This window comes from Sphingomonas larreae, assembly GCF_051400595.1.
GTDB lineage: Bacteria > Pseudomonadota > Alphaproteobacteria > Sphingomonadales > Sphingomonadaceae > Sphingomonas.
Genome location: NZ_JBLFFI010000001.1, coordinates 1588299 through 1605236 on the forward strand (window position 1 = coordinate 1588299; position 16938 = coordinate 1605236).

The following is a 16938-nucleotide window of genomic DNA, read 5'->3' on the forward strand; positions in this document are numbered from 1 at the left end:
GGCTCATCGAGGCTATGGATTGCGCGCTGCAACCTTATTAGCAGAGGTGGGATGGCACTCATCGACGTCTTTCTCAGCCGCGCGATCAAGCGCGGACGCCTCACCCTCACCAAGCCCGACGGCAGCACCGCCACCTTCGGCGGCGACGATCCCGCGCTCAAGCCCGTGGCGATCCGCATCACCGATCGCTCGGTGTACCGCGCGCTCGCCGCCGACCCGGCGCTGGGGGCGGGTGAGTCGTTCATGGACGGCAAGCTGATCGTCGAGCAGGGCGACATCCTCGACCTGCTGCTGCTCGCCACGTCGAACAGCCGCTGGGAGAATGGCGTCAACCGGCTCGCCGCCAATCGCTGGCGCACGCTCAAGGGCCAGATTCGCCATCGCCTCACCGGCAATCAGGCCAAGGCGTCGAAGCGCAACGTCGCGCACCATTACGACCTGTCCGACCGGTTGTACGATCTCTTCCTCGACGCCGACAAACAGTACAGCTGCGCCTATTACACCGATCCGACCAACTCGCTGGAGCAGGCGCAGGCCGACAAAAAGGCGCATATCGTCGGCAAGCTGGCGATCAAGCCGGGCATGCGCGTGCTCGACATCGGCTGCGGCTGGGGCGGCATGGCGCTGTACATCCACGCCAAGACCGGCGCCGAGGTGCTGGGCATCACGCTCTCCGAGGAACAGCTCAAGGTCGCGCGGCGTCGCGCCGAGGAGGCGGGCGTCGCCGACAAGGTCAGGTTCGAGCTGATCGACTATCGCGCGCTCGAGGGGCCGTTCGACCGCATCGTCTCGGTCGGCATGTTCGAGCATGTCGGGGTGCGCAACTTCCGCACCTATCTCAGCAAGTGCCGTGACCTGCTGACCCCCGACGGGGTCATGCTGCTGCATACGATAGGGCGTGCCGACGGGCCCAATTTCACCGACAAGTTCACCGACAAGTACATCTTCCCCGGCGGCTACATCCCCGCGCTGTCGGAGGTGCTGCAGGCCAACGAGTTCATCCGCTGGTTCGTCACCGACGTCGAGGTGCTGCGGATGCATTATGCCATGACGCTGCGCGCCTGGTATGAGCGCACTGTCGCCGAGCGGGACGCGATCGTCGCGCTTTACGACGAGCGCTTCTTCCGCATGTGGACCTTCTATCTGGCGGGCGCGATCGTCTCCTTCACCAACGGGCCGCTGGTGAATTATCAGATCCAGTTCAGCCGCGACCGGTTCGCGCTGCCGCTGACGCGCGACTACATGATCGAAGAGGAGCGGCGGCTGCGGGGGGAGTAAGAGCGGTCGCCTGCCATATCGGCGTGCTCCTGCGCAAGCAGGAGCCCAGGACCGCGGGCGCGCCGTGCGTGACTCTAGGCTCCTGCGTCGGCAGGAGCACCGGACAGCGTCACTTCTTCGGCGCCGCGCCGCCCTTCGCCACCCCGTCCGCCATGGCGCGCGCGCGCGCGGCCTCGGCGCCGTCGACCTTGCCGTCGCGGTTGAGATCGTAGGCGGAGAACACCGCGCCCATCAGCTGGTCCGACTCGGCGCGGCTGAGCTTGCCATCCTTGTTGAGGTCGCCGCGCGCCATCACCAGCGCGGCGACCCGCTTGGCATGAACCGGGTCGAGCGGCCTGCCGCGCACGTTCATCTTCGTCATCCGCGTCTCCAGCTCGGCGAGCGAGAGGAACCCGTCCTTGTTCGCATCGGTGGCGGCGAACTCGGAGTCGAGCTTGGCGGAGGCGGTGGCACGGGTCTCCTGCGCCGCTGCGGCGGCGGTGAGCGCGGGTGTGGCGAGCAGCGCGGCGAGCGCGGCGGCGAGCGTGATGGGCATCCTCGGCATGTGCGCCCGCTTGGCGGCACGCGCTTGTACCCGGCGTGAACGGTGGCGCGCGCCAAAGCGGTTGCCCCGCGCGGCCCGCTCGCGTAGCGCCCGCGCGCGAAAGGAGCCTGCCCCATGACCGACCAGATCAAGCGTGTCGTCCTCGCTTATTCCGGAGGGCTCGACACCAGCGTGATCCTGAAGTGGCTCCAGACCGAATATCAGTGCGAGGTCGTCACCTTCACCGCCGATCTCGGCCAGGGCGAGGAGCTGGAGCCGGCGCGCGCCAAGGCCGAGCTGATGGGGATCAAGCGCGAGCATATCTTCATCGACGACCTGCGCGAGGAGTTCGTGCGCGACTACGTCTTTCCGATGATGCGCGCCAACGCGCTGTACGAGGGGCTGTACCTGCTCGGCACCTCGATCGCGCGACCGCTGATCGCCAAGCGCCAGATCGAGATCGCGGCGCAGGTCGGCGCCGATGCGGTGAGCCATGGCGCCACCGGCAAGGGCAACGACCAGGTCCGCTTCGAACTCGGCTATTATGCGCTCAACCCCGACATCAAGGTCATCGCGCCGTGGCGCGAATGGGACCTCACCAGCCGCTCCAAGCTGATCGAGTTCGCCGAGGCGCACCAGATCCCCGTGAGTAAGGACAAGCGCGGCGAAGCGCCCTTCTCGACCGACGCGAACCTGCTTCACACCTCGTCCGAGGGGAAGGTGCTGGAGGACCCGTGGGACGAGGTGCCCGACTATGTCTACTCGCGCACCGTCAACCCCGAGGACGCGCCCGACCAGCCGGAGACGATCACGATCGACTTCGAGCGCGGTGACGGCGTGGCGGTGAACGGCGAGGCATGCTCCCCCGCGACGCTGCTGGCCAAGCTCAACGAGGTCGGGCGCAAGCACGGCATCGGCCGGCTCGACCTGGTCGAGAACCGCTTCGTCGGCATGAAGAGCCGCGGCATGTACGAGACGCCGGGCGGCACGATCTACGCGCTGGCGCATCGCGGGATCGAGCAGATCACGCTGGACCGTGGCGCGGCGCACCTCAAGGACGAGCTGGCGCCGCGCTATGCCGAGCTGGTCTACAACGGTTTCTGGTTCTCGCCCGAGCGCGAGATGCTCCAGGCCGCGGTCGATCACTCGCAGACCAAGGTGACCGGCACGGTGCGGCTCAAGCTGTACAAGGGACAGGCGGTGGTGACCGGCCGCAAGTCGCCGCACTCGCTCTACTCGGAGAAGGTCGTCACCTTCGAGGACGACCAGGGCGCCTATGACCAGCGCGACGCGGCGGGCTTCATCAAGCTCAACGCGCTGCGGCTGCGCCTGCTGGGTCGGCGCGACCGCTGAGCCGACACGGGGCGTCCGCCGCGCCGATCGGCCGGCCGACGCTCCGCCGCGCGGACAGGCGAGGGCGCGCTATGCCCAGCGGCGCTCGAGCCGGGCGCCGAGCCCGGTGAGCAGCTCATACTGGCTGATCCCGGTCGCCGCCGCCATCGCGGCGAGGTCGGGATCGAAGCGCAGCCAGTCGCCCTCGCCGACGTCCGCCGCGCTCGCGTCGAGCGCCACCAGGTCCATCGACACGCGTCCGATCACCGGCAGCATCGTATCGCCCGCAAAGGCGCGTCCGCGATCGGAGAAGGCGCGGCGGTAGCCGTCGGCATAGCCGAGGTTGGCGATCACCACCGCGGTATCACGCGGCGCGCGCCAGGTGGCGTTATACCCCACCGTCTCGCCTGCGCGTACGGTGCGGCGCTGCAACACCTCCGCCTCGACCGTCACCACCGGACGCAGCGCGCCCGCGAGCCCCGGCGCCGCGACACCGCCGTAGAGCGCCAGCCCTGGCCGGGTGAGATCGAAATGATAGTCGGCGCCGAGCGCGATCCCGGCAGAATTGGCGAGACTGAGCCGCCGCGCGCCGGTGCGCCCCGCCAGCGCTGCGAAGCGTGCACGCTGCACCGGGTTGAGCGGGTGATCCGGTTCGTCGGCGCAGGCGAGATGGCTCATGAGCGTATCGATCGCGAGACCGTCGAGCAGCCCCGATGCGATGGACTCGGGCGATACGCCGAGCCGGTTGATCCCGGTATCGACCATCACGTCGCAGGCGCGCCCCGCGCCCACGGCGCGCCACCGCGCCACCTGCGCCGCGGTGTTGAGCACAGGGCGCGCCTGCGGCAACGCAGTGAGCGCCAGATCACCGTCACGTACGCCGTGAAGCACCGCGACCCGCGCGGGGGTCTCCGCCAGCACCGGCGCCAGCGCGGCCGCCTCGGACCAACTGGCGACGAAGAAGTCACGACAGCCCGCGGCGGCGAGCCGCGTCACCACCTCGCCTGCGCCCAGCCCATAGCCGTCCGCCTTCACCGCCGCACCACACGCCGCGGTGCCGCCGCGCGCGGCGAGCGTCCGCCAGTTGGCGGTGAGCGCGGCGGCGGAGAGATGGAGGCGGTGCGGCAGATCGGTCATTCCGCGCCGGTTAGCGCGTGCGCGCGCGCCGCGCCACCGCGGGACCTTTACCGGTGGCGAACACGCCGGCAGGACGGGTGCATGAACGTCCTCCTCCTGTACGGCTCGTATCGCGCCGACCGCGCCGGCATCCGGCTCGCCCGCTTCCTCGTCGAGCGCTTCGCCGCCCGCGGCGACGCCCCCACGTTGGTCGACGCGCGCGCCGTCGGGCTGCCGCTGCTCGATCGCATGTACAAGGAATATCCCGCCGGGGAGGCGCCCGCGGCGATGGAGCGGCTCGCCGGGCAGATCCGTACCGCCGATGCGTTCGTCTTCGTGGCGGGGGAGTATAATTGGGGGCCGCAGCCCGGGCTGAAGAACCTCACCGACCACTTCCTCGAGGAATGGTTCTGGCGCCCTGCCGCGATCGCGAGCTACTCGGCGGGCCGACTGGGCGGCGCGCGCAGCAACAGCGCGTGGCACGCGATCCTGCCCGAGATGGGCATGCCGGTGATCTCGAGCACGCTGGTGGTCGGCCCCGTGACACAGACGCTCGACGCCGAGGGCCAGCCGACCGGTAGCGCGGGCGAGTCGCTCCTGCGCCAGTTCGGACGGTTCGCCGACGACCTCGCCTGGTGGGCAGAGGCGGCCAAGGCGCAGCACGAGCGCCGCGCGCCACCCTATTGACGGGCAGGGCGGCGCCGTCTGCCGCCGCCCGTCCGGTGCAGAGCGGTCGGGCGCTCAGCTCAGCAGCTGATCCAGTTCGCGCGAGAGCACCTCGAAGCGATAGGGCTTGGCGAGGAAGCGGCCGTCGTCGGGGATGTCGTCGCGCGTTGGGCGTGTGTCGCCAGAGGTCAGCAGGATGCGGATCGAGGGCCAGCGGCGATGCACCTCGCCGGCGAGCTGCAACCCGTCCATGGTCCCGGGCATGCGGATGTCGGTGAACAGTACCTGCACGTCGGCGCTGCGCTCGAGCCGGGCGAGCGCCTCGTCGGCATCGCCGGCCTCGATCACGCGATAGCCCGCCTCGGCCAGGGCGTCGGCACCAATCATGCGGACGAACAGCTCATCCTCGACAAGGAGGACGGTGGTACCGCATGCCTGACCCATTTTGCGACCTACCATGTTGATACAGTTAGAATAACCCAGACCAGGGGCGGGCCGTTCCACGCTATATGGCTAACCTAAGTAGAAGGGGGCCCCGTCAGCTACGCCCGCGCAGCCGCGCCAGCACCGCGAGGCCGAGCCCCGCGCCCACCGCGGTCGCGGCGGCGAATTTGTGTCGCCCGGCCGCGTCGTACAGGCTGATCGAGCGACCGTGCTGGTCGTGCGAGCGCTCGCGCCCGTCGTCGAACGGTGCCACGAGATTGTCGCGCCCTGTCGGTGCGCGGGTGCGATCCTGGATCATCGGCAGCAGCTTGTGGCCGAGCTTGTCGAGCAGCGGCGGGAAATGCTCCGCCACCAGCACCTGGAGCCGGCCGACGCCACCGACGGTGATGTCGCGCTTGGGATGCTGCGCCGCCTCGAGGATCGCCTCGGCGACCAGTTCGGGAGCGTAGACCGGCGGTGGCAGCAGCGCGGCGCCGTCGAGATGGTTGGCGGCATGTTCGGCGATCGGCGTGTCGATCCCCGCGGGCTTCACCAGCGTCACCGAGATCGGCAGGCGGTCGCCCTCGATCTCGATCCGCAGCGAGTCGACATAGCCCTTCACCGCATGCTTGCTCGCGGCATAGGCGCCCATCCCCGCGGTGGGGATGTCCGACACGATCGAACCGACCGTGATCAGCGCGCCGCCCTCGCGCTGGAGTTGCTCGACCGCGGTGAGGCAGCCGTGCACCGCGCCGAGATAGTTGGTGCGCAGAAGTCTCTCGTGCTCGTCCATCGGCGTGTCGACCAGCTTGGCGTAGATCGCGACACCGGCGGCATTGACCCAGCTATCGATGCGACCGAACCGCTCCACCGCCTTGGTGGCGGCGCGCTGGACGTCGCGCAGGTCGCCGACGTCGGCGGTGGCGAACTCGGCCTGGCCGCCGGCTTCCTCGATCTCGCGTGCGATCGTGGCGAGCGCGTCGCTGTCGCGCGCGACCAGCACCACCTTGGCACCGCGCTTCGCCGCGGTACGCGCGGTGACGAGGCCGATGCCCGAGCTCGCGCCGGTGATCAGGATCACCTGCTGGTCGATCGGCTTGAGCTTGGGGGTCATCATCGCATCCTCTCGTCCTTGCGCGGTGAGGTAACCCGCGCGGACCGGGTTGGGTTCATGGCGAGGCTCTCGCGACGGGGAAGCCGCCGTCGCGTCGGGCGGTGCGCCGCAGCGGTGACTCGATCCCTTCCCCACTCCGTTAACCGAACGAAAACACACACAGATCAGGTAGATGGACGGTGTCATTGATTGACACAGCTGATCCGGAGCGAGACATCACCGCATGAGCCAACGCCAGTCGCGCAACGTGTCCCTTACCCCCGAGCTCGAGAGCTTCATCAACGACGCGCTCGGATCGGGCGATTATGGCAACGCCAGCGAGGTGGTGCGCACCGCGCTCAAGCTGCTGCGCGATCGCGGCGCACCGGGACCGGCGGCGTGCTGGCCGATCGGCGGCGGGGAGACCGGCGCGATGATCCGCGCGCGCGACTGGGCACGCAGTGCGCTCGGTGCGATCGCGGACTGGTCGCCGCAGCTGCGCACCACAGTCGCCAATGTCGTCAACTCGCCGGTGCCCAAGGTGCTGATGTGGGGCCGCGAGGGCGTGATGCTCTACAACGACGCCTATCGCGCGATCGCGGGTGCGCATCATCCGGCCGCACTGGGGCAGACCACCGCCGCGGTGTTCCCCGAGATCCGGGACTGGAACCGCGCCATCCTTGAGCGCGGCTTCGCGGGCGAGATCGTCTCCTTCCGCGACCAGCCGCTCACCCTGCTGCGCGACGGCGCCCCCGCCGCGCTCGTCTTCGACCTGTTCTACACGCCCGTCTACGAGGCGGACGGCAGCGTCGGCGGGGTGCTGTGCACCGTGATCGACAACACGACCCGGGCCGAGCTCGAGCACCAGCTCGCCGAGAGCGAGGCGGAGCTGCGCACCGTCACCGACGCGCTGCCGCTGCTCGTGTCGTTCATCGACCGCGACCACGTCTTCCGCTTTGCCAACCGCTACTATTACGATTGGTTCGGGCTCACCCCCGATCAGGTGGTCGGGCGCCACGCGCGCGACGTGATCGGCGAGGCCAATTATGCGCAGCGCCGCGCGCTGATGGACCGCGCGCTGGCGGGGGAGACGATCGAGTCGGACTCGGCGATCCAGCACGGCGACGGCAGCTGGCGCCGCGCCGACGTGCGGTACCTGCCGCGCCGCGCGGCGGATGGCAGCGTCGCGGGCTTCCAGGTGATCGTGTTCGACGTCGAGGACCGCGTCCGCCGCGAGGAGGCGCTGCACGCCAGCAACGCACGCTTCCGCGCCGCGATGGAGGCGATGCACGGCGTGCTGTGGACCAACGACGCGCAAGGCCGGATGATCGGCGAGCAGCCCGGCTGGGCGCTGCTGACGGGCCAGGCCTTCGAGGATTATCAGGGTCATGGCTGGTCGGCGGCGATCCACCCCGACGATGTCGCGCCGACGCTGGCCGCATGGGAACAGGCCGTCGCCGCCAAGACCACTTTCGTGTTCGAGCATCGCGTGCGGCGCCATTGCGGCACGTGGCGCACCTTTGCGATCCGCGCGGTGCCGCGGCTCGACGACAAGGGCGCGATCGCGGAATGGGTCGGCGTCCACACCGACATCACGCACCAGCGCGCCGCCGAGGCGGCGCTGCGCGACCATGCCGAGCAGCTCGAGCGCCAGGTGCGTCACCGCGAGCGTGCCGAGGACCAGCTGCGCCAGCTTAACGAGACGCTCGAGACGCGGGTAATCGACGAGATCGCCACCCGCCGCGCTGCCGAGGCCAAGCTGGTGCAGGCGCAGAAGATGGAGACGGTGGGCAAGCTCACCGGAGGCGTGGCGCACGACTTCAACAACCTGCTTCAGGTCGTCTCGGGCAATCTCCAGCTGTTGCAGAAGGACATCGCCGGCAACGAGCGCGCCGAGACGCGCGTCGCCAATGCGCTGGCGGGCGTGTCGCGCGGGTCGCGGCTGGCGTCGCAGCTGCTCGCCTTCGGCCGGCGCCAGGCACTCGAGCCCAAGACGGTCAACGTCAGCCGCTTCGTGCGCGGCATGGACGACATGCTTCGCCGTGCGATCGGCGAAGGGATCGAGATCGAGACGATCTTCGGCGGCGGGCTGTGGAACACCTTCATCGATCCCGGCCAGATCGAGAATGCGCTGCTCAACCTCGCGATTAACGCGCGTGACGCGATGGAAGGGCAGGGCAAGCTCACGATCGAGCTGGCCAACGCGCACCTCGACGATGAATATGCGCGCCGCCACGACGAGGTGACCGCGGGGCAATATGTCATGCTGGCGGTGAGCGACACCGGCTCGGGCATGACCCCCGAGGTGCTCGAAAAGGTGTTCGAGCCGTTCTTCTCGACCAAGGCCGAGGGCAAGGGCTCGGGGCTTGGCCTCTCGATGGTCTATGGCTTCGTCAAACAGTCGGGCGGGCACGTTAACATCTACTCCGAGCCCGGCCATGGCACGACGATCAAGCTGTACCTGCCGCGCGCGCTGGAGAGCGAAGACGTCGAGGTGCTGGTCGATACCGGCCCGGTGACCGGCGGCACCGAGACGGTGCTGGTGGTGGAGGACGACGACGAGGTGCGCGCGACGGTGGTCGAGATGCTCGGCGATCTCGGCTATCGCGTACTCAAGGCGGTGGACGCGCAGAGCGCGCTCCATGTCGTGGAGAGCGGAATCGCGATTGACCTGTTGTTCACCGATGTGGTGATGCCGGGCACGCTCAAGAGCCCCGAGCTGGCGCGCAAGGCGCGCGAGCGGCTGCCCGATGTCGCGGTGCTGTTCACCTCGGGCTATACCGAGAATTCGATCGTTCATGGCGGGCGGCTCGACGCCGGCGTCGAACTGCTGTCCAAGCCCTATACGCGCGAGGCGCTGGCGCGGAAGATCCGGCACGTGCTCGCCAATCAGCGCCAGCGCGTCGCGCTGCCGTCGACCGCCGCGACGCCGCTCGTGCGCGCGCCCGCACCCGCCCCCGCGGCGGGCGCGACCGTGCTGCTGGTCGAGGACGACGTGATGATCCGCTCCGCCACCGCCGAGGTGCTGCAGGAGGCCGGGCAGGTGGTGATCGAGGCCGGCAGCGCGGAGGAGGCGATGGCAGCGCTGCAGACCGCGCCCATCAACGTGCTGATCACCGACATCCACCTTCCCGGCAGCTCGGGCCTGGCGCTGGCGGAGCGCGCGCGCGCGCTTCGTCCGGAGATCCGCATCGTCGTCGCCAGCGGTGACATCGCCGGGGCGGGGGCCGCGGCCGAGGGCGTTCTGCTGCTGTCCAAGCCTTATGGCGCCGGAGACCTGCTGCGCGCGGTCGGCGCACCCGACGTGACCCGCGCGCTGGAGCGCGAGCGCTAGCGCCTGATCTCCATGAGCGGGGACGTGCTCCGGCGGACGCCGAGCCCAGCGCCGAAGGGATGACGCTCGCGGCTCTGGGCTGCTGCGTCCGCAGGAGCACGCCGGTGGTTCGACTTGGATACCGAGCGCCTTCTTGCGCGCGACGCCCTCCCGGAGAAATGGCGATCCCTTGGTCCGCGCGGCAGGGAACGTGCCGACGCGCTTACCTGACCCATCGTGTATCGCCGCAGGCAGGGACTGCAGCGGAAAGGCGCAGCCGCGCTGCCCCACGCACCATCGTCAGCAGAGCTGGCGGATCGGCCTCAGCACGCGGTGATCGTCCGGGCGCGGCCCTGTTCCTTGGCGCGATACAGCGCGGCGTCGGCGCGCGCCACCAGCGCGGTGCGGCCCTCGCGCGCCAGGCCATCGGTCACGCCGGCGGAGAACGAGACCGTGCCGATCGGCTCGCCCGTCTCGCGCACGCGGAGCCGGCGCTCGCCGATATGCTGGCGCACGCGGTCGATCCGCACCGCCGCCTGCTCCGGCGTGACGTTCTCGAACAGCATTGCGAATTCCTCGCCGCCGTAGCGCGCCACCAGGCAGCCGCCTTCGTCCGCGAGCGTGCGTGCCACGGTGCGGATCACGCGATCGCCGACCGGATGGCCGAAGCTGTCGTTGATCCGCTTGAAATGGTCGATGTCGCACATCGCCAGCGTGACCCGCGCGTCCGGCGCGAGCGCGGCGAACGCCTCGTCGAAGGCACGGCGGTTGGGCAATTCGGTGAGCGGATCGGTGCGCGCCGAGCCGCGCGCCTCGTCAAGCGCGGCGCGCAGTTCCTCGGTCTCGCGTCGCGTGCTCTCCAGCTTCGCCTCGGCGCGCTGGACGCGCTCGATCATCGCCGCGGTCAGCCGGCTGATCTCCTCCACTCCCGCGTCCGCGCCGACGTCGCGCATCTGCGCCGCCGACCGCGCCAGGTCGCGGCCGAAGTCATTGGCCTCTGCGTGCGCGGTGCGCATCGTGTCGCCGAAGCCGTCGAGCTGATGGAGCACGCGCTCGATCATCGCTTCCTGCGTGGCGGCATCGGCGGTCACCTCGGCGTCGCCGGCGAGCGCCGCCGGCGCTCCGCCGAGGGGGGTGCCGCCGAGCTGCTCGATGTCGCGCACGGTGAGCCGCACACCGCCGTCGGTCAGTTCGGCGACGCGCTTGGCGATGAGCCCTTGGGGATGCGCGATCACCTCATAGGCGAAGGCGTAATGGTGCGGGTCGGGGCTGAGCCGGTGCGCCGCCAGGAACGCGCCGACACGGGTGAACAAGCGGTCACCCGCCGTCGCCTGCCGCACGTCGACTGCCTTGCTCGCCACCCGTGTGTCCCCAACCGGCTCCCGGACCGCCCGTCCGCCACGGCTGCGCCCGCCGGCGCAGCGCCGCGGCGCGCGCGGCCCGCCGGAAGGGAACGCTAGCGCGCGACTCGCTAAGATATCGTGACTCGGCGTTCACCGCGCCGGGCCACGGGCCGGTCAGCCCCGCTTGAGCTTCTGCACCGCGGCGAGCGTCAGCGCGACATGCTCGGCCGGGTTCATGTCGTCGTGGACGAACAGCACCTTGCCGTCGCGTCCGATGACATAGCTGGTGCGGCTGGTGACGCTCTTGCCCTTCACCGCGCGGCCCAGCGCGACGTCATAGCCGGCGACGACCTTGGGGCCCGCGCTCGCCACCGCGAACTTGCCGGCGCACTCGCTCGAGGAGAAGCGCTGCAGGTCCGCGACATTGTCCGCCGACATGCCGATCACGGTCGCGCCCGCGGCGCGGAACGCATCGACCTTCTCGGCGAAGGCGCGCGCCTCGGCGTTGCAGCCCGAGGTGAAGGCGGCGGGGAAGAAGTACAGCACCACGGGGCCGCGGCGCAGCTGCTCGCGAAGGCTGATCGGCACCACCTTGCCCGCGATCGCGCCGCGCGTGGTGAAATCGGGCGCCTTTGCGCCGGGCGCGAGCGTCGCCGCCGCGGGGGCGGCCAGCGCGAGCGTGGCGGAGACGGCGGCGAGGACGGCGATGCGCATGAGGAGCGGCTCCAGTGGCTTGATAACGCAGGTTGTAGCGCGGCCAAGCGCGCGAGCCCAGAGCATGCGGGGCAAGAAACGCTGGTCCGACCCGATGTTGCCGGATCGCGCCGCGACTAGCGCGGGCGGGTCCACAGCCGCGGGTCGCGCGCGGTGTCCGCAATCGCGCCGCGGCGCGCCGCCTGCCAGCCCGCGCGCGCGATCCATGTGAGCTTCTCGCGCTTGCTCGTCGTGACGCGATGGTCCCAGGCGTGCGCGCCCCGCGATGCCACCCGGCGCGCGATGTCGCCATAGATCCCCGCCGCCGCCAGCACCGCCCAGGCCGAGCGGTACGACAGCGCCTTGGTGCCCACCCGCGCGCTCGCCTCGTGCAGCTCGGCGCGCGTCGCCAGCCGCCGTGCCAGCACCACCAGCCGATCGCGGAACGGCGGCTTCATATGCTGGCCCGGCGGCACGTCCATTTCGGCGAGCCACTCGTCGGGCAGGTAGCAGCGCGCCACCCGGTCATCCTCCTCGATGTCACGCGCGATATTGGCGAGCTGGAAGGCGAGGCCGAGGTCGCAGGCGCGGTCGAGCGTCGCCTCGTGCTCGGGTGGCACCCCCATCACCACCGCCATCATGCAGCCGACCGCGCCGGCGACATGGTAGCAATAACGGTACAGGTCGGCCTCGGAGCGCGGACGCCAGTCGTCGGCATCGAGCTGGAACCCGTCGATCAGGTCGGTGACGAAGCGGTGCGGCAGCCGCGTCTCGCGCGCGACCACGCCAAGCGCGTCGAAGGCGGGATCGCCGGTCGCCTCGCCCGCGAGCGCGGCGGCGCTGAGCCGGCGCACCTCCGCCACCCGCGCCGGGGCGTCGGCGACGGCGTGGCGGTCATGGCCGTGATCCTGGCCGTCGACGAGATCGTCGCAGCGGCGGCACCAGGCGTAGAGCAGCCACGCGCGCTCGCGCACCTGAGGCGCGAACAGCTGCGACGCGGCGGCGAAGCTCTTCGAGCCACGCGCGATCGAGTCGCGCGCCGTCGCCACCAGCGCAGCGCGCGGGTCGGTCACGCGCGGCCGCTCACAGGTCGCTGGCGGCCATGCGGACGATCGGCTGGGTCGGCGCGTGCGCCGCCATGGCATCGAGGAGCGAGTCGAGCGTGTCCGCGACGATCAGCAGGTCGCGATGCTGCGCGCGCAGGAAGCCGACCTCGCCCATCTTCGCCCAGAAGGCGACGAGTTCGTCGTAATAGCCCCGCGCGTTGAGCAGCCCGACCGGGTCGGCGTGATAGCCGAGCTGCGCCCAGCTCAGCGCCTCCCACAATTCATCCATCGTGCCGGTGCCGCCGGGCAGCGTGACGAAGCCGTCGGCCAGATCGGTGAACAGTTGCTTGCGCTGGTGCATGCCCGGCACGACGTGGAGCTCGGTCAGGCCGCGGTGCGCCACCTCGGCATCGACCAGCGCCTGCGGGATCACGCCGATCACCTCGCCGCCCGCGGCCAGCGCCGAATCGGCGATCGCACCCATCAGCCCGAGCCGCCCGCCGCCGTAGACCACCCCGATACCGCGCTCGGCGAGGCCGCGGCCGACCTCGCGCGCGAGCTCGAGGTAGAAGGGATCGGCGGGGGTGGCGGAGCCGCAGTAGATGGCGAGGCGCTTCATGCCGCGATCGCTAGGGGAAGCGCGCGGGCGGAGCAATGGCGCGCTTGGCCGGCCGGCGGTCAGCGGTGCGGTGCGGCAGCGGGGACAGTGCAGTCGTCACCCGAGCGCGCCACGTAGCGCGGCGGACGACCGTCCCCGCCGCCGACCGGTACCAGCGTGACCGAGTCCCAGCGCGCGGCGATGCCGCCCGACTCGTAACGGACGACCCACTCGCCAACCCGCCGGTCGGCACGGACGAAGCGGTGGCGCGGTACGCCGGGGTGGCGGACGTCGATCGCGTCGTGGCGCTCTCCCGCGTCGCCGGCCTGTTCCGGGAGCGTCACAGCCGCGAGAGCAAAGCACCTGTGGCAGCCGTCATCGCCGCGGCTCGTTCCTTCAAGCCTGAGGACGACGCACTCTTCCGGCGTTTGATCGCCTTGCGCGACATCACGCGGATCGTTCGGTTCCGGTCGGGGCGGACATCACAACGGCTGGAGTCACGCTTCGACATCGAAAGTTTTACACTGATTGAGGAAGTGCCCGACGAGATCGTCTATGGGCTCGCCGGTCGGCTATGGCGCCCGTCGATCGAGTTGGTGCCGTTGGCCGATGCGTCGGCTTTCTTGGCGCAGCGCGACCCGGGAACAGTCAAGTTGGCGCTGAGCCTGGCGGTCAGACCGATCAGTGAACAACGGGTCGAGTTGATAACCGAGACACGCGTCGCCTACGCCGACCGCGCTGCGCTCCTTCGCTTCGCGCCTTATTGGTGCGTCATACGTCCGATCAGCGGACTGCTGCGCCGTCGCATGCTGAGTGCCATCTGTCGCGCGGCTGAGGCGATCTGGGCCTAGCCCCCCAGCATCAGCGCCGCAGTCGCCTTGGCGCTCCCGACCACGCCCGGGATCCCGGCACCCGGATGCGTGCCCGCGCCGACGAAATACAGGTTGGGGATGGCGTCGTCGCGGTTGTGGACGCGGAAATAGGCGCTTTGCGTCAGCACCGGCTCGAGCGAGAAGGCGCTGCCGAGATGCGCGTTCAGGTCCGCCGCAAAGTCGGTCGGGGCATAGCTGAACTTGGTCACGATGCGGTCGTGGATGTCGGGGATCAGCCGGCGCCCGACCTCGTCGAGAATGCGCTTCTCCAGGATCGGGCGCACCGTCTCCCAGTCGCCCGTGTACTTGCCCATGTGCGGCACCGGCGCGAGCGCGTAGAAGGTCGAGCAGCCCTCGGGCGCCAGGCTCGGGTCGGTCACGGTCGGGTGGTGGAGGTAGAGCGAGAAGTCCTCGCTCAGCACGCCATGGTCGTAGATGTCGTCGAGCAGCCCCTTATAGCGCGGGCCGAACAGGATCATGTGGTGCGGGATGCCGGGCCACGTGCCCTTGATCCCGAAATGCACCACGAACAGCGAGGGCGAGTAGCGTTTGCGCTCGAGCCGCGCCGCGGTGCGCTTGGCCGCACCCGAGCCGGGCAACAGGTCGCGGTAGACGTGGAGGATGTCGGCGTTGGCGGCGAGCATGTCGGTGGGCGTGCTCCACCCGCTGGCGGTCTCCACCGCGGTGACGCGGTCGCCCAGCGTCTCGATCCGAGTCACGGCGTCGTTGAGCCGCAGCGTACCGCCCAGTCGCTCGAACAGCGCCACCATGCCCGCGATCAGCCGGTTGGTGCCGCCGCGCGCGAACCACACGCCGCCGTCGCGCTCCAGCTTGTGGATCAGCGCGTAGATCGCGCTGGTCGTCATCGGATTGCCGCCGACGAGCAAGGTGTGGAACGACAACGCCTGGCGCAGCCGCTCGTCGGCCACGTACTTCGAGACGATCGAGTAGACCGATCGCCACGCCTGGTATTTGGCCAGCGCGGGCGCCGCTTTGATCATCGACGCGAAGTCGAGGAAGGCGACGTGGCCGAGCTTCTCATAGCCCTCGCGGTACACGCCGGCGGAATAGTCGAGGAAGCGCGCATAGCCCGCGACGTCGGCGGGGTTGAGCTTGGCGATTTCGGCGCGCAGCACCTGATCGTCGTTGGTATAGTCGAAGTTCGTCCCGTCAGGCCAGTTGAGCCGGTAGAAGGGCTGCACCGCCTCCAGCGTGACGTCGCTCGCCATGGTCTGGCCGGAGAGCGCCCACAATTCCTCGAGACAGGCCGGGTCGGTGATCACGGTCGGCCCGGCATCGAAGGTGAAGCCGTCGCGCTGCCACACATAGGCGCGCCCGCCGGGCTTGTCGCGTGACTCGAGCACGACCGTCTCGACCCCGGCCGACTGCAACCGGATCGCCAGCGCGAGTCCGCCGAAACCGGCGCCGACCACCACCGCGCGGGTCATGCCGCCCCCCGCAGCGCGGTGATCGCGCGGCCGAGTGGCACCGGCGGTCGCCCGCTCAGCACGCGCATCTTGTCGAGCGCGGTCGATTGCGCCGCGTAGAAACGCGCCACCAGCGGCGCGGGCAGGCGATAGAAGCGTTCCAGCACGCGATAGCGCTGGTCGGGGTCGGCGGCCTTGAAGAGCATGAGGTCGAGCATCCGATAGAAGCGCCGCGCCGCCCACAGCCGCGCCGCATAAGCATAGGTTAGATCGTGGAGCGCCGCACCCGAGAAGTCATGCTGCGCCGCGATCAGCTGCGCCAGCCGCACCGCGTCCGGCAGCGAATAGCCGGTGGTGGGATGGAACAGTCCCGCCCGAACGCCCGCCTTGGCCAGCTTGCTCCCGCCGCTGCGCCAATAAGCGTCGAAGTCGCCGCCATAGACCACCGGCAGCACGCCGTGTTCACGGTGGAGCGTCTCCGCGATCGTCCAGCCCTGGTCTGCGGCATAGGATTCCACCCGCGCCGCGAGCGTCGGGGCGTCGAGCGCGGGCGTGTCGCTGTAATAGGTGTCCTCCACCAGCAGACGGTCGGAGGCGAAGGGCAGCAGGTAGACGAAGCGATAGCCGTCGAGCTGCGGCACCGTCGAGTCCATCACCACCGGACGGGAGATGCCGTGCGGGGCGGCGGTGCGCAGCTCGTGGCCGACGAACTTCTGCCAGCCGCAGGCCAGCGTCGCGAGGTCGCCCGCGCCGCGCGCGTCGATCACCCCGCTCGCGGTCAGCCGCTCGCCGTCGGCGAACACCACCGCGCTGGGGCTGCACGCCAGCACGCGCCGCCCGGTCATCAGCGTGCGGGCGGGCAGCGCGGCGCGCGCATGCGCGTCGAGCCCGCCGGAGCGGACGGTGTAATAGGCCTGGGCGAGGTGGCGCGCGTGCGTTGGGAAGCGCACGTCATAGCTGGACCAGCCATGCGCCACGAGCGGGGCGACGAGGTGACGGTCGCCGCGCGCGACGTCGCCGCCGAAGAACGACCACAGATGGTTGCCACCGATGCGCTCGCCGGCCTCGATCAGCCGCACGTCGAGCAGGGGATGGCGCGCGTGGACCGCGAGCGCGATCAGCGCGCCGGCCAATCCGCCGCCGACGATCGCCAGGTCGCACTTGTGGGTCGCGGGCATGGCGTCGGCGCTAACCTATCGCAGCCTCGCGGGGAAG

16 protein-coding genes are annotated in these 16938 nt (G+C 70.1%); 5 read left to right on the forward strand and 11 right to left on the reverse strand.

Going from position 1 to position 16938, the window contains the following annotated elements; translation table 11 throughout:
• Positions 1-51 precede the first annotated feature (51 nt).
• Positions 52-1278 carry a class I SAM-dependent methyltransferase gene (locus ACMGDM_RS07275; RefSeq protein ID WP_436803423.1) on the forward strand — a complete coding sequence of 409 codons (1227 nt, stop codon included), beginning with the start codon at positions 52-54 and terminating at the stop codon, positions 1276-1278.
• Between the two features lie 109 nt (positions 1279-1387).
• On the opposite strand, the gene ACMGDM_RS07280 is transcribed toward ACMGDM_RS07275, so the two are convergent.
• Entirely contained in the window at positions 1388-1822 is a 435-nt protein-coding gene (locus ACMGDM_RS07280) for an EF-hand domain-containing protein (protein WP_436803424.1), read from the reverse strand.
• A gap of 114 nt (positions 1823-1936) precedes the next feature.
• Here ACMGDM_RS07280 and ACMGDM_RS07285 point away from each other — a divergent pair, with 114 nt between their 5' ends.
• Positions 1937-3154 (forward strand): argininosuccinate synthase, encoded by a 1218-nt coding sequence (locus ACMGDM_RS07285; protein ID WP_436803425.1) that lies wholly within the window; start codon positions 1937-1939, stop codon positions 3152-3154.
• 69 nt (positions 3155-3223) lie between these two features.
• On the opposite strand, the gene alr is transcribed toward ACMGDM_RS07285, so the two are convergent.
• A complete protein-coding gene (gene alr / locus ACMGDM_RS07290) occupies positions 3224-4270 on the reverse strand; it encodes an alanine racemase (protein WP_436803426.1) in 1047 nt (348 codons plus the stop codon).
• An 81-nt stretch (positions 4271-4351) separates the two neighbouring features.
• Here alr and ACMGDM_RS07295 point away from each other — a divergent pair, with 81 nt between their 5' ends.
• Positions 4352-4936, forward strand: a complete 585-nt coding sequence (locus ACMGDM_RS07295) for an NADPH-dependent FMN reductase (RefSeq protein WP_436803427.1) — start codon at positions 4352-4354, stop codon at positions 4934-4936.
• Positions 4937-4990: 54 nt separating this feature from the next.
• Here the strand turns inward: ACMGDM_RS07295 and ACMGDM_RS07300 are convergent, their stop codons facing one another.
• Positions 4991-5374, reverse strand: coding sequence for a response regulator (locus ACMGDM_RS07300; RefSeq protein ID WP_436803428.1), 384 nt, complete (start codon positions 5372-5374; stop codon positions 4991-4993).
• 79 nt (positions 5375-5453) lie between these two features.
• On the reverse strand, positions 5454-6455 hold the full coding sequence (locus ACMGDM_RS07305) for an SDR family oxidoreductase (RefSeq protein WP_436803429.1): 1002 nt from the start codon (positions 6453-6455) through the stop codon (positions 5454-5456).
• A 220-nt stretch (positions 6456-6675) separates the two neighbouring features.
• Between ACMGDM_RS07305 and ACMGDM_RS07310 the strand changes: the two genes are divergently transcribed.
• Positions 6676-9765, forward strand: coding sequence for a PAS domain-containing protein (locus tag ACMGDM_RS07310; protein ID WP_436803430.1), 3090 nt, complete (start codon positions 6676-6678; stop codon positions 9763-9765).
• A 302-nt stretch (positions 9766-10067) separates the two neighbouring features.
• Here ACMGDM_RS07310 and ACMGDM_RS07315 read toward each other — a convergent pair whose 3' ends face one another.
• The 5 genes from ACMGDM_RS07315 to ACMGDM_RS07335 form a co-directional block, all read right to left on the reverse strand.
• Positions 10068-11105, reverse strand: coding sequence for a GGDEF domain-containing protein (locus ACMGDM_RS07315; protein WP_436803431.1), 1038 nt, complete (start codon positions 11103-11105; stop codon positions 10068-10070).
• 156 nt (positions 11106-11261) lie between these two features.
• A complete protein-coding gene (locus ACMGDM_RS07320; protein WP_436803432.1) occupies positions 11262-11801 on the reverse strand; it encodes a peroxiredoxin in 540 nt (179 codons plus the stop codon).
• Positions 11802-11917: 116 nt separating this feature from the next.
• A complete protein-coding gene (locus ACMGDM_RS07325; protein WP_436803433.1) occupies positions 11918-12853 on the reverse strand; it encodes a phytoene/squalene synthase family protein in 936 nt (311 codons plus the stop codon).
• Positions 12854-12863: 10 nt separating this feature from the next.
• Complete coding sequence (locus ACMGDM_RS07330) at positions 12864-13445, reverse strand: LOG family protein (RefSeq protein WP_436803434.1); 582 nt, start codon at positions 13443-13445, stop codon at positions 12864-12866.
• Between the two features lie 59 nt (positions 13446-13504).
• Positions 13505-13768 carry a hypothetical protein gene (locus tag ACMGDM_RS07335; protein ID WP_436803435.1) on the reverse strand — a complete coding sequence of 88 codons (264 nt, stop codon included), beginning with the start codon at positions 13766-13768 and terminating at the stop codon, positions 13505-13507.
• A 21-nt stretch (positions 13769-13789) separates the two neighbouring features.
• Between ACMGDM_RS07335 and ACMGDM_RS07340 the strand changes: the two genes are divergently transcribed.
• Positions 13790-14275, forward strand: coding sequence for a hypothetical protein (locus tag ACMGDM_RS07340; protein ID WP_436803436.1), 486 nt, complete (start codon positions 13790-13792; stop codon positions 14273-14275).
• Here the strand turns inward: ACMGDM_RS07340 and ACMGDM_RS07345 are convergent.
• Together ACMGDM_RS07345 and crtY are read right to left on the reverse strand one after the other, a co-directional pair.
• Positions 14272-15744 (reverse strand): phytoene desaturase, encoded by a 1473-nt coding sequence (locus ACMGDM_RS07345; protein ID WP_436803437.1) that lies wholly within the window; start codon positions 15742-15744, stop codon positions 14272-14274. The genes ACMGDM_RS07340 and ACMGDM_RS07345 overlap by 4 nt on opposite strands.
• Complete coding sequence (crtY, locus tag ACMGDM_RS07350; protein WP_436803438.1) at positions 15741-16901, reverse strand: lycopene beta-cyclase CrtY; 1161 nt, start codon at positions 16899-16901, stop codon at positions 15741-15743. The genes ACMGDM_RS07345 and crtY overlap by 4 nt, the downstream gene beginning before the upstream one ends.
• Positions 16902-16938: the final 37 nt, after the last annotated feature.

What these genes read in the sequence shown, in the direction of transcription:
- ACMGDM_RS07275 (WP_436803423.1), top strand. Translation starts at nt 52, where the DNA reads ATGGCACTCATCGACGTCTTTCTCAGCCGCGCGATCAAGCGCGGACGC.
- ACMGDM_RS07280 (WP_436803424.1), bottom strand. Translation starts at nt 1,822, where the DNA reads ATGCCGAGGATGCCCATCACGCTCGCCGCCGCGCTCGCCGCGCTGCTC.
- ACMGDM_RS07285 (WP_436803425.1), top strand. Translation starts at nt 1,937, where the DNA reads ATGACCGACCAGATCAAGCGTGTCGTCCTCGCTTATTCCGGAGGGCTC.
- alr (WP_436803426.1), bottom strand. Translation starts at nt 4,270, where the DNA reads ATGACCGATCTGCCGCACCGCCTCCATCTCTCCGCCGCCGCGCTCACC.
- ACMGDM_RS07295 (WP_436803427.1), top strand. Translation starts at nt 4,352, where the DNA reads ATGAACGTCCTCCTCCTGTACGGCTCGTATCGCGCCGACCGCGCCGGC.
- ACMGDM_RS07300 (WP_436803428.1), bottom strand. Translation starts at nt 5,374, where the DNA reads ATGGTAGGTCGCAAAATGGGTCAGGCATGCGGTACCACCGTCCTCCTT.
- ACMGDM_RS07305 (WP_436803429.1), bottom strand. Translation starts at nt 6,455, where the DNA reads ATGATGACCCCCAAGCTCAAGCCGATCGACCAGCAGGTGATCCTGATC.
- ACMGDM_RS07310 (WP_436803430.1), top strand. Translation starts at nt 6,676, where the DNA reads ATGAGCCAACGCCAGTCGCGCAACGTGTCCCTTACCCCCGAGCTCGAG.
- ACMGDM_RS07320 (WP_436803432.1), bottom strand. Translation starts at nt 11,801, where the DNA reads ATGCGCATCGCCGTCCTCGCCGCCGTCTCCGCCACGCTCGCGCTGGCC.
- ACMGDM_RS07330 (WP_436803434.1), bottom strand. Translation starts at nt 13,445, where the DNA reads ATGAAGCGCCTCGCCATCTACTGCGGCTCCGCCACCCCCGCCGATCCC.
- ACMGDM_RS07345 (WP_436803437.1), bottom strand. Translation starts at nt 15,744, where the DNA reads ATGACCCGCGCGGTGGTGGTCGGCGCCGGTTTCGGCGGACTCGCGCTG.
- crtY (WP_436803438.1), bottom strand. Translation starts at nt 16,901, where the DNA reads ATGCCCGCGACCCACAAGTGCGACCTGGCGATCGTCGGCGGCGGATTG.